This is a genomic window from Streptomyces sp. NPDC059567, from assembly GCF_042735655.1.
Taxonomy (GTDB): domain Bacteria; phylum Actinomycetota; class Actinomycetes; order Streptomycetales; family Streptomycetaceae; genus Streptomyces.
The window spans coordinates 1-11,550 of the sequence record NZ_JBHWBS010000148.1 but is presented as its reverse complement, the minus strand read 5'-3'; the positions used below and the strand labels follow the sequence as shown (position 1 = coordinate 11,550).

Genomic DNA, 11,550 nt, shown 5'->3' with positions numbered 1-11,550 from the left:
GCGCCCCCCCCCCCCCCCCCCCGCGACTCTCGGAAGGAGCACGCCTACCGGAGGGACGCCTGGTGCATCGCGTCCGGGCCGATCGGCAGGCCGGGCAGCGCCTCGGCACGCTGCGGCGCCACACCACGGGCGGACGCGGGAGCATCACCGCGGGCGGGTGAGGGAGAGCCGGACAGGGCCCCGTCGACGTGGGCGTACAGCGCGTCGGTGACGGGGTCCGGAAGCGGACGGCCCTGCTCGTCGAAGCGCTGGTACTTCATCAGGTTGTAGCCGATGGCGACCTGGCGACGGCCGTCCTCGGTGGACAGGGCCCAGGTACCGGCGCCGAAGACGCCCCCGTCATGCCCCCAGTACCAGCCGCCGCTTTGCATCTTCAGGGTGTAGATCCCCAGGCCGTAGCGCATCCTCGGCTCTTCGCCCGCCTCCGTCTCGTAGGCCGGGACGGTGGTCTTCATCGCGCGCAGCTCCGCCGCACCGAGGAGCCGCCCCTTCAGCAGTGCGCGGTAGAAGTCGTTGAGGTCGCCCGTCGTCGAGACAAGGGCGCCGGCCGTCCCGGCCCACGACATGTCGTAGACGCTGTAGTCGCGGGGCGGGTCGATCAGGCCGAAGAACGACTCGTACATCCTGGCGTGCGGGCCCTGGATGGACGCCGATCGCGGGAAGTACGTGTGCCGCAGGCCGGCCTTGCGGATGACGTTCCTGGTGATGTACGCCTCTGCCTTCTGGCCCGTGACGCGCTCCAGGATCATCCCCGCCAGGATGTAGTTGGTGTTGGAGTACGAGTGCTTCCCGGGCTGCACGACGGGCGGGGCCGCAAGGCCCAGGCGGGCGAGTTCCTCGGGGGCCATCCGACGCAGCCGGTTCTCGTCGAGGGTCTTGCCGGGGTTCTCGAGGATGCCGGGGAAGGCGGGCAGGACGTAGTCGGCGATGCCGCTGGTGTGGTTGAGCAGCATCCGTACGGTCACCTGTCGGCCTCGCTCGCCGGGCACGACGTCGGGAAGGTAGCGGCCGACGGGAGCGTCCAGGTCGATGCGTCCGGCGCCGACCTGCTGAAGGACGGCGACGGCCGTGAAGGTCTTGGTGATGCTGCCGACCCGGTGCTCGAAGTCCGGCCGCGCGGGGCGACGGGTGTCGACGTCGGCGAAGCCGGTGGCTCCCCGCCACTGCGCGGAACCGTCGCGGACCGCCGAATAGGCGCCGTACATCCCCGCTTTGTGGAAGGCTTCGAGCGAGCCGCGGAGCGCCGCGCGGTCGAGGCCGTGGCCGGTGAGGGCGGCCGCGGCGGGGGACGCGGCCGTGGGCGAGCCGGGCTCGGCGGCGACGGCCTGTGCCGGTAACGCCGAGGCGGAGAGTGCTATCAGGGTGGCCGCGGCGACGGACGAAAGTCGGGCCCTGCGGGACGAAGACATGGGTGGATCCTGCTTCCCTCGTTGAATGCGGTGGATTCATCCTCGTCTCGGCCGCCCGGCCCGCCCTCCACCCTCGGGAGGATCTTGTGCACAGGAACCCTGTGACATTTGTCAGGAGTCCCGCTCACGGTCGGTGGATGGCACACTGACCGCTGATCGTCCTGAGGAGCCCCACGTGCCCATCATCCGCAACCTCCGGCGCACCGTCCGCCGCGCCTACCGCCGCACCGTCGACCTCAGCCACCCGGCACGCTCACCGCTGGGGACCGCTGTCGTCAACTGCGTGGTGTACGAGGACGGGGCGCGGCAGCGGGGTCCCTGCCCCGCGGAAGAGGCGGTCCGGCGGGTACGCAAGTCCGGCGACGGGTTCGTCTGGATCGGGCTGCACGAGCCGTCCGTCGAGGAGTTCGCCGGACTCGCCGAGCTCTTCGGGCTGCATCCGTTGGCCGTCGAGGACGCCGTACACGCCCATCAGCGGCCGAAGGTGGAGCGGTACGACCAGACGCTCTTCGCCGTCTTCAAGACGGTCCGCTACGTGGAGCACGAGGAGCTCACCGCCACCAGCGAGGTCGTCGACACGGGCGAGCTCATGGTCTTCACCGGTTCCGACTTCGTCATCACCGTCCGGCACGGCATGCACGGCTCGCTCGGCCCGCTGCGCGAGGCGCTGGAGGCGGAGCCCGAACAGCTCGCCAAGGGGCCCGCGGCCGTCCTGCATGCCATCGCCGACCACGTGGTGGACGACTACCTCGCGGTCGCCGACGCTGTGCAGAACGACATCGACGCGGTCGAGACGGCCGTCTTCAGCGAGCAGTCGTCCCGCGGCGACGCCGGTCGCGTCTACCAGCTGAAGCGGGAACTGCTCGAACTCAAGCGGGCGGTGACCCCTCTCGACCGCCCGCTGCAGACCCTCGCGGCGCAGCCGCTGGCACTCGTCGGCCCGGACATACAGCCGTACTTCCGTGACGTCGCCGACCACCTCTCCCGGGTCACGGAACAGATCACGTCCTTCGACGCCCTGCTCGACTCGATCCTCCAGGCGCATCTGGCGCAGGTGACCGTCGCCCAGAACGAGGACATGCGCAAGATCACGGCATGGGCGGCGATCATCGCCGTCCCGACGATGGTCTGCGGGGTGTACGGAATGAACTTCGATCACATGCCGGAACTCCGCTGGACCTACGGCTATCCCATCGTCGTCGCCGCGATGGCCACCGCCTGCGTCCTCCTCCACCGCAGCTTCCGCCGCAACGGCTGGCTCTGACCCACCGGCGCCGCGGCCGAAACCGAGTGGACCGTGCGCGGCCGGGTTGCGTACGGTGGCGCCATGTCGAGCCCCGAGTCGGACAGACTCCGGCCACCGGCCCTCCGGTGGCTCCCCGTGTCCTCCCGCTGAAGCACCCCGGCCCCTGAGGCCGTGCCCGTGCTGGGCGGGAGCGTGACCGCGGCCCATCGGACCGGCGCCGTGGGAGACGGCCGTCCCCGCAGCGGCTCTCCCGTCCTCTGCGCGCGGTGATCGCGCCTGCCCGCCGTATCCCCGCCATCCGGCGACGGGTACGGCTCACGCTGCTGCTCGGTTGTGGAGTCTCTCGATGCCCTTCGCTCTCTACCTGCTCGGACTGGCCGTCTTCGCCCAGGGCACGTCCGAGTTCATGCTCTCCGGCCTGCTGCCGGACATCGCCGCCGACCTCGATGTCTCGATCCCGGCCGCGGGCTCGCTGACCTCCGCGTTCGCGGTCGGAATGATCGTGGGAGCGCCCCTGACGGCCCTCCTGGCCCGGCGCTGGCCGCGGCGGAACGCGCTGGCCGTCCTCCTCGGCACCTTCCTGCTCGTCCATGTCCTCGGCGCCCTCACACCGCACTTCGGCGTCCTCCTCGCCACCCGCGTGATCGGAGCCCTGGCCAACGCGGGATTCCTCGCGGTGGCGCTCGTGGCGGCCACATCCATGGTCGGGCCCGAGTCCCGGGGGCGAGCGACCTCCGTCCTGCTCGGCGGGACCACGCTCGCCTGTGTCGTGGGCGTCCCCGGTGGCGCGCTGCTCGGTCAACTGTGGGGATGGCGTACGGCGTTCTGGGCCGTGGCTCTGCTCTCCGCACCGGCGCTCGCCGCGATCGTCCGCTCGGTCCCGGCCGGCGGGGCCGACTCCTCCGCCCGCTTCGGCGCGTCCGCCGAACTGCGGGCCCTGCGCAGCCCTCGGCTGCTGGTGACGTTGTTGATCTGCGCCCTCGCCAACGGCGCCATGTTCTGCGGGTTCACCTACCTCGCCCCTGTCGTCACCGGCGTCACCGGACTCGCCCCCGCCTGGGTCCCCGCCCTGCTCGCCCTGTTCGGTGTCGGCTCCTTCGCCGGGGTCGTGCTCGCCGGCCGGTTCACCGATGCGCACCCGACGGGGCTGCTCGCCGGCTGCGCCGTGGCCGCGACGGCCGGCTGGAGCGTGTTCGCGCTGACCGCCGGGAGCGCCGCTCCGACGATCGCGCTGGTCCTCGGCCTGGGCGCCCTGTCGTTCGCCCTCGGCTCCACGCTGATCGCGCGGGCGCTCCACGCGGCCGCCGGGGCGCCCACCCTGTCCGGGGCGTTCGCCGTGGCCGCGCTCAACGTGGGCGCCGCGGTGGGTCCTTGGCTCGGCGGCGCCGTGATCGATGCCGGCCTCGGCTACCGCGCGCCCCTCTGGGCGAGCGCGCTCCTCACGGCCCTCGCGCTCACGGTGGCCGCTGGGGCCCGCCCGGGCCGGCGGCGCCGCGGCCTCAGCCTTGAGCGCGCAGAGCCGAGGTGTGCTCCCGGACCTGTTCAGGGGTGAGGTAGGCGTCGGTGTACTCGAAGTCGGCCAGGGTTCCGGACCGGGACGCCAGGAACCCCGTACGGACGAAGTCGTCGCCGGCCACGGCGTTGAGCAGCCAGTTCGTCATCACGCGCGCCTTGGCCACCTGGGTCCGCAGCGCGGCCCAGTGGTACGCGCGGGCGACCGCCTGCGCCGGCGTACCGTGCAGCTCCACGCCGAGCGGCTTCGAGACCGCGTCCCGCCCGCCCAGATCCACCACCAGGCCGAGATCCCGGTGGAAGTACGGGTACGTCGGCTCCCCCCGCAGGGTCGCCACGATGTTGTCGGCGACCTGCTTGCCCTGTCGATGGGCGTGCTGCGCGGTCGGCGGACAGATCGCCCCGTCCTCGTTCTTGGCCAGGTCCGGCACGGCCGCGGCGTCGCCCAGGGCGTGCACCCCGTCCAGGCCGGGCACGACCATGTCCGGCGTCACCACGAGGCGACCCCGCAGCGTCTCCGCGCCCAGCGTGCCGATCAGCGGGCTGGCGGCCACCCCGGCGGTCCAGATCAGCGTCCGGCTCGGCAGCACCCGGCCGTCGGTGAGCGTCACCGCGTCGTCGTCCACGGAGGAGACCGAGACGCCGAGCGAGACCTCGATCCCGCGCCGGCGCAGGATCTCCAGCGCCGCGCCGCCGAGCCTGTCGCCGAGCTCGGGCATGAGTTTGGGGGCCAGGTCCACCAGATGCCACTTGATGAGCTTCGGGTCGAGGCGCGGATACCGCTTGACGGCGTTGTGCGTGAGGCGCTGCAGACAGGCGGCCGTCTCCGTACCCGCGTATCCGCCGCCCACCACCACGAACCGCAGCCGTGCGGCCCGCTCGGCCTCGTCCTGGCCCGCGTCGGCGAGATCGAGCTGGGCGATGACGTGGTCGCGGATGTACACCGCCTCGGCGAGCGTCTTCATCCCCTGCGCATGCTCGCTCAGACCGGGGATGTCGAAGGTGCGCGTCACGCTGCCGGGCGTCAGCACCAGATGGTCGTACGTCTCGTTCACGAGCTCGCCCGTGATCGTCCGGACGACACAGACCTTCGCCGCCGTGTCCACACCGACGGCGCCGCCCGGAATGATCCGCGTCCGGTGCCGCTCGCTCCGCCGCAGTGACAGCGCCACCGACTGAGGCGTCAGGACCCCGGCCGCCACCTGGGGGAGCAGGGGCAGATACAGCTGGTACGAGAACGGCGTGAGCAGCGAGATCTGCGCCTCCCTCGCGGTCAGCCGCCGCTCGAGTCGACGCACGCAGGCGACCCCGGCGAAGCCGGCGCCCACCACGAGGATCTTCGGTCGAGTCACGTGCCCGCCTCCCGGGTCGTCGGTCCTTGAGTGCTGACTAACCTCTCCGGCCGCTCGGGAACCCGCCCCGTCCGCCGAAGGGGTGACGCCCGCGCAGCACCCGGAAGGAAGAGCGCACAGTGTGATAAAAGGGAAAAACAGGGTGGGAGCCGAGAACGGAGCCGACGGCCGTGGGGAGACCCGAGGACACAGACACCACCGGGCAGGCGACGGCGTTCGGCGTCACGGACTCCGTCGTCCTCCTCTTCGACGGGGGCGGGGTCGTCATCGGCCGCCCGCACGCCGCCGAGCGGCTCCTGGGCCACTCGCCCGAGGAGTTGCGCGGCCGGCACGTCGAGTCCCTGCTCACCCCGGACGAGGTCGCGCGTCTGCCCGCCATCGTGGAGAGCTGCACGACGGACGGCGGCTGGTCGGGCGTCCTCCTGGCACGTCACCGTGACGGCCGTGACATCGCCGTCGACGTCACCCTGCTGCCCCTGCCCGAGGACGCGACACCGGCACGCTGGCTGGCCGTGGCCGCCGGAGCGGCACGGTCCCGCCAGTGGACCATGGGGCCCGCCCTGCTGGAACGGATGGTCACCGAGGCCCCCGTCGGGCTCGCCCTGGTCGACACCGAGCTGCGCTGCGTATGGTCCAACACCGCGCTGGAGCACTTCGGCGGAGGCCGCGCCGACGAGCGCCGCGGCCGACGGCTCGCGGAGATCCAGCCCGGCCTCAACGCGGAGCTCCTCGAGTCGAAGATGCGCCAGGTCCTCGAGACCGGCGACCCGGTCACGGGGTACGAACACGTGGGCCGCACCCGGGCCGCTCCCGGCCGGGACCACGCCCATGCCATGTCGTTCATCCGGCTCGAGGACGACGACGGCCGCCCCCTCGGGGTCTGCTACGCGGTCGTCGACATCACCGACCGCTACCGCGCGCGCCTCCGGCTCGCCCTGATGGCACTGGCGAGCGAACGCATCGGCCGCAGCCTGGACGTCATGGGGACCGCCCAGGACCTCTCCGATGTGGCGGTGCCCGGCCTCGCCGACTTCGTCGCCGTCGACCTGCTGGACTCCGTCATCCGGGGCGCCGAGCCGTCCCCCGGGCCGACCGCCGGGACCACCGGGGTGCGGCTGGTGCGCGCGGGGGTCCAGACGGTGCGCGCGGGCGTGTCCGAGGCGGTGGTGGAGCCGGGGGAGGAGAGCGCCTATCTGCCGTCGTCCCCCCAGATCGGCTGCCTGGCCCACGGCCGGTCCTGGCTCACCGCCCGACTCGACGCCGCCGACAGGGAGTCGGCACTCCCGGCCAGGGGCCCGGCACGCGGCGACGGTACGGGATCGATCACGGCTACGGGCCCCGAGCGGCAGGCCGTGGCGGCCGAGCCCGCACAGCCCACTTCGGCCGGCCCCGCACGGTCCGCATCCGCCGAGCCCGCACAGCCCACTTCGGCCGGCCCCGTACAGCCCTCATCCGTCGAGCCCGTACAGCCCTCATCCGTCGAGCCCGCACCGCCCCCATCCGCCGAATCCACGACAGGACCGACCGCCGAACCCGCCACGCGGCCGACCGGCGAACCCGCCACGCGGCCAAGCGCCGAGTCCGTCACACAGCCGACCGGCGAACCCGCCACACCACCGGCCTCCCGGCCCGCCACGCGATCGACCGCCGACTCCGTGGGGTGGCCCTCCACCGACCCCGTGGCGCACACCGCCATGGTCGTGCCGATCCTGGCCCGGGGCGTCACCCTCGGCGTGGCCACGTTCTTCCGCACCCGGCGGGACGAGGCGTTCGACGAGGACGACCTGCGGCTCGCGGAAGAGATCGTCGCCCGCGCCGCCGTCTGCCTGGACAACGCCCGCCGCTACGCGCGCGAGCGGGCCGCCGCGCTCGTCCTCCAGCGCAGCCTCCTGCCGCACGGCGTGCCGCAGCAGGAAGCCGTCGACGCCGCCTCCTTCTACCGTCCCGCGGACGAACTCTCCGGCCTCGGCGGCGACTGGTTCGACGTGATCCCCCTGTCGGGAGCCCGCGTCGCCCTCGTCGTCGGCGAGGTGCCCGGGCACGGCATCGAGGCCGCCGCGACCATGGGCCAGCTCCGTACCGCCGTACGGACCCTCGCGGACCTCGACCTGTCGCCCGAGGAACTCCTGGCCCACCTGGACGACCTCGTCCTCCAGGCGACACGGGAGGGGCGGGAGGCCGGCTTCGGCGGCGAGGCCAACCCCGGGGCCGTCGGCACCAGTTGTCTGTACGCGGTCTACGACCCCGTCAGTCTGCGCTGCGACCTCGCGAGCGCCGGCCACCTCGCGCCCGCAGTCGTCGCCCCGGACGGAACCGTCGCGTTCCCCGAACTGCCGCCCGGCCCGGCTCTGGGCATCGGCGGACTGCCCTTCGAGTCCGTCGAAGTTCCCCTGGAGGAGGGCACCGTGCTGGCCTTCTACACCGAGGGCCTCATCGCCGTGCCCGGTGCGGGCAAGGAAGGACTGGGCCGCGTCCTGCGGACACGGGACCTGCCGCTCGACGAGCTCTGCCGCAGCGTCGTCGACGAACTGGCCCCCAGCAGGCCCTACACCGACGACGCGGCCCTGCTCCTGGTCAGGACCCGCAGCCTGGCGGCCGGACAGGTCGCGGTATGGGACCTGCCCGCGGACCCGGCCGTCGTGGCCCGCGCCCGGGTGATGGCCGCACGCCGGCTGGCGTCGTGGGGGCTGGAGGAGCTCGCCTTCACCACCGAACTCGTCGTCAGCGAACTGGTCACCAACGCCATCCGGCATGCCTCGGGACCGATCCGGCTGCGTCTCATCCTCGAACGCACCCTGATCTGCGAGGTCTTCGACGCGAGCAGTACCTCCCCCCATCTGCGCCACGCGCGCACCACCGACGAGGGCGGCCGCGGCCTCTTCCTGATCTCCCAGTTCACCCGGCGCTGGGGAACCCGCTACACGGCGGAGGGCAAGGTGATCTGGGCCGAACAGCCCCTGGATCGCGATGCCGCCGGGCCGGACGCCACGGCCACGGAATGATCTTTATCCGATTGCCCGGTCCCCGGCCCCGTGCGAGGGTGTCCTGCCGCACGGAGACACCGGCGGCGACGGACATGAGGGGGAGTTCCGCCTGTGCGTGCGCATGCCGCCGAGGACATCGTGGTGACGAAGCAGGGAACGGTGCGGGGCACGGTCGTCGACGGGCTGCGCGTCACCCTGGGCATCCCGTACGCCGCACCGCCGTTCGGCGCCGGCCGCTTCCGGGCGCCGATGCCCGCCCGGTCCTGGGACGGAGTACGGGACCGCACCCGCTTCGGGCCGGTGGCACCGCAGTCGGCGGAGCTGCCCGGCGCCCCCGTCTGGCGCGCTGACCTGGAGGACGTCCTCACCCTCAACATCTGGTCCACGGCGGACACCTCGCAGCCCCGGCCCGTGCTCTTCTGGATCCACGGCGGCGCCTACACCTTCGGCTCCTCCGCCCAGCCCGACTACGACGGGACGGCCCTCGCATGCGCCGGACTCACCGTGGTGACGTGCAACTACCGCCTCGGATTCGAGGGGTTCGGCCATGTCCCCGGCTTCCCCGACAACCGGGGACTGCTCGACCAGATTGCCGCGCTCGAGTGGGTGCGCGACAACATCTCCGCCTTCGGCGGCGACCCGGAGAACGTCACGGTGGCGGGCCAGTCCGCCGGCGGCGGCTCGATCGCCTGTCTGATGAGCAGCGCGCGGGCCGACGGACTCTTCCACCGCGCCGTCACCCACAGCGTCCCCGACGCGTTCTTCCCGCCGGCGCTCGCCGCGCGCCTGGCCCGAGAGGTGGCCGAGGCCGCGGGTGTCGCCCCCACCGCCGACGGCCTGCTGTCCGCGACCCCGCAGGCCCTCGTCGAAGCCTCGGACCGGGTGGTGGCACGGTACGCCGGTGACCCCGACTCCGGCTTCCTCCACTACGACACCGTCCTCTACGGCCCCGTCCTCGACGGCGAGCTGCTGAGCCGGGACCCGGTCGAGGCCCCGACCGCCGAGGGCGCGCACCGCCCCGTCGACCTCCTCGTCTGCCACACCACCGAGGAGTACTGGCTGATGCGCCAGGTGGGCAGCATGCCGCCGGTCACGACGGACGACGGCCTCGACCGGTTCGCCGCCGACTACGGCCTTCCCCCGGACCTCGTCGCCGCCTACCGCGCCCTCATGCCCGGCGCACCCGTGCTCGACGTCTACCTCGCCCTCGCGGGCGACGCGGTCTTCACCCTGCCCACCGTCCGCCTCGCCGAGGCCCACGCCCGCGCGGGCGGCCGCACGTTCCTGTCCCGCTTCGACCGCCGTCGTATCCGTTCCGACGGCAGCCCGGTGCGCGCCTGGCACGCGGCCGACGTGCCCTTCGCCCTCGGCACCCTGGACGCCACGGGCGTCGACTTCCTGACCGGCGGCCCCGCCGACGCCGACGACCGTGCGCTGTCCCGACGGATGGTCGACGCCTGGGCCGCCTTCGCGGCCACCGGAGACCCCGGGTGGGCGCCGCTCGCCGACGCCGCCGCACCCGTCGTCCACGTCTGGGACGTGCCCGACGACCGCACCGAGGGCGCGAGCGCCGCGCACGCCCTGTGGCACGACGTACGGATGGCCCCGCCGTCGCTTCCGTAGGGGACGCGCGATAATCACAGGGCGCGGAGGAAGCACCGCGCGGACGACAGAAGCATGCGAACAGGCCGGCCCCTGGTGGAGCGGCGAGAGGGAGAATCCGATGGACGTCCAGCACTTCGAGCGGATCACCGCGTTCATCGAGGACCGTCTCCGGCCGCTGTTCGACCCCGAGAACGGCAGCGACCACGGATTCGGCATGGACGACACCTCCCGCGCCCTGCGGGCCCTCCTCGGCACCGTGAAGGCAGCGGCCGCCGTCAAGGGCCTCGCCGAGCAGCGGGCGGCGGCCGACCCGACGATGCGGAACATCATCGACCAGGCCCTGGAGCACAACTGGGACGTCCTGCGGGGAGTCGCCCGCAATTGGGAGGACCACCCCGACTTCGTCCGCGAGTTCAAGCGCCACGCCTGGGAACTCGACGAGACCCCCGCCGCGACCGCCTGACACCGGATCATGAACTCCTCTGACGGTTGTTCGGAGACGACTTCGGTGATCCGCCGGCTCTGCACCGGTCGGGTGAGTAATCCGCTCTTCCGACAGAGACATGCACGGACCGGGTACACATCGCCGCATTGCCGTTTCCGAGCGTCGGAGGATGCCGCCCCATGCCTGTCAGGAAGGTACGCCCCGGCCGTGGGCTGACCGCCGCCCTGTGTGCGACAGTCGCCGTAGTCGGCTACATGACGGTGTCACCCGAGGAAGCCACGCCACCGGCCCCGCCCCGCGCCGCCGCCAAGAACGCGGGCTCCGGGGCCGCCGCGCCCCGGCCCGCCGCGCCCGCGGCCCGGCCCGCCGCCCCTCCCGGTCTCGGCCCCGCCACCCGAACGAGAATTCCGGACGGCACGCGCCAGGTGTTCGTCGTCACGGGAGAGACCCGGAACACCAACGTGTCCAAGGCGGTGCTCTACGAGCGGGACGGGGCCAAGCGGTGGCAGCGCGCCGGCGGTCCCTGGACCGCGCACAACGCGCTGCGCGGCTGGACGAACGACCACACGGTCGGCGATCTGCGCACCCCCATCGGTGTCTTCACCCTCGGTGACGCGGGCGGTCTGATGCCGGACCCCGGAGCGCTGCTGCCGTACGACCAGGACGAGCAGTTCGTCTCGCCTGGCACCGGGTTCCTCGGCGAACCTCTGGAAGGGTCGTTCGACTACGTGGTCGCCATCGACTACAACCGCCTCTCCGGAACGACCCCGCTGGACAAGGAACGCCCGCTCGGCGAGGAGCGCGGCGGGGGCGTGTGGATCCATGTCGACCACGGCGGCCCCACCCAGGGCTGCATCTCCCTGCCGGCCGACGTCATGCGACAGCTGCTGCGCCAGCTGGACCCGGCCAAGGAACCGGTGATCGTCATGGGTCCCGCGGACGAGATCGCGCGGTGATCCGAAGAGGGGGCTGACAGGCGGCGCCGCGCGCTGACAGG

General features: G+C 72.8%; 8 protein-coding genes. 6 read left to right on the top strand and 2 right to left on the bottom strand.

Annotation, left to right across the window (positions count from 1 at the left end; all coding sequences use genetic code 11):
* Positions 1 to 44: 44 nt before the first annotated feature.
* A complete protein-coding gene (locus tag ACFVZW_RS35305) occupies positions 45 to 1,409 on the bottom strand; it encodes a serine hydrolase domain-containing protein (protein WP_384530410.1) in 1,365 nt (454 codons plus the stop codon).
* A gap of 175 nt (positions 1,410 to 1,584) precedes the next feature.
* Between ACFVZW_RS35305 and ACFVZW_RS35300 the strand changes: the two genes are divergently transcribed.
* Together ACFVZW_RS35300 and ACFVZW_RS35295 are read left to right on the top strand one after the other, a co-directional pair.
* Positions 1,585 to 2,673: a magnesium and cobalt transport protein CorA gene (locus ACFVZW_RS35300; RefSeq protein WP_384530407.1), complete on the top strand. Its 1,089-nt coding sequence runs from the start codon at positions 1,585 to 1,587 to the stop codon at positions 2,671 to 2,673.
* Between the two features lie 328 nt (positions 2,674 to 3,001).
* Positions 3,002 to 4,207: a Cmx/CmrA family chloramphenicol efflux MFS transporter gene (locus ACFVZW_RS35295; protein ID WP_384530404.1), complete on the top strand. Its 1,206-nt coding sequence runs from the start codon at positions 3,002 to 3,004 to the stop codon at positions 4,205 to 4,207.
* On the opposite strand, the gene ACFVZW_RS35290 is transcribed toward ACFVZW_RS35295, so the two are convergent.
* Positions 4,155 to 5,519: an NAD(P)/FAD-dependent oxidoreductase gene (locus ACFVZW_RS35290; RefSeq protein WP_384530401.1), complete on the bottom strand. Its 1,365-nt coding sequence runs from the start codon at positions 5,517 to 5,519 to the stop codon at positions 4,155 to 4,157. The two genes, ACFVZW_RS35295 and ACFVZW_RS35290, sit on opposite strands and share 53 nt — an antisense overlap.
* Positions 5,520 to 5,689: 170 nt before the next feature.
* Between ACFVZW_RS35290 and ACFVZW_RS35285 the strand changes: the two genes are divergently transcribed.
* From ACFVZW_RS35285 to ACFVZW_RS35270, 4 genes are all read left to right on the top strand, one after another.
* Positions 5,690 to 8,521, top strand: coding sequence for a SpoIIE family protein phosphatase (locus tag ACFVZW_RS35285; protein ID WP_384530398.1), 2,832 nt, complete (start codon positions 5,690 to 5,692; stop codon positions 8,519 to 8,521).
* A 93-nt stretch (positions 8,522 to 8,614) separates the two neighbouring features.
* Positions 8,615 to 10,126 (top strand): carboxylesterase/lipase family protein, encoded by a 1,512-nt coding sequence (locus ACFVZW_RS35280; protein WP_384530395.1) that lies wholly within the window; start codon positions 8,615 to 8,617, stop codon positions 10,124 to 10,126.
* Between the two features lie 100 nt (positions 10,127 to 10,226).
* On the top strand, positions 10,227 to 10,571 hold the full coding sequence (locus ACFVZW_RS35275; RefSeq protein ID WP_384530392.1) for a hypothetical protein: 345 nt from the start codon (positions 10,227 to 10,229) through the stop codon (positions 10,569 to 10,571).
* Positions 10,572 to 10,732: 161 nt separating this feature from the next.
* Entirely contained in the window at positions 10,733 to 11,509 is a 777-nt protein-coding gene (locus ACFVZW_RS35270) for a L,D-transpeptidase family protein (RefSeq protein WP_384530389.1), read from the top strand.
* The last annotated feature ends 41 nt before the right edge of the window (positions 11,510 to 11,550 follow it).

Coding starts and splice junctions, on each gene's coding strand:
- ACFVZW_RS35305 (WP_384530410.1), bottom strand. CDS start 1,409: ATGTCTTCGTCCCGCAGGGCCCGACTTTCGTCCGTCGCCGCGGCCACC.
- ACFVZW_RS35295 (WP_384530404.1), top strand. CDS start 3,002: ATGCCCTTCGCTCTCTACCTGCTCGGACTGGCCGTCTTCGCCCAGGGC.
- ACFVZW_RS35275 (WP_384530392.1), top strand. CDS start 10,227: ATGGACGTCCAGCACTTCGAGCGGATCACCGCGTTCATCGAGGACCGT.
- ACFVZW_RS35270 (WP_384530389.1), top strand. CDS start 10,733: ATGCCTGTCAGGAAGGTACGCCCCGGCCGTGGGCTGACCGCCGCCCTG.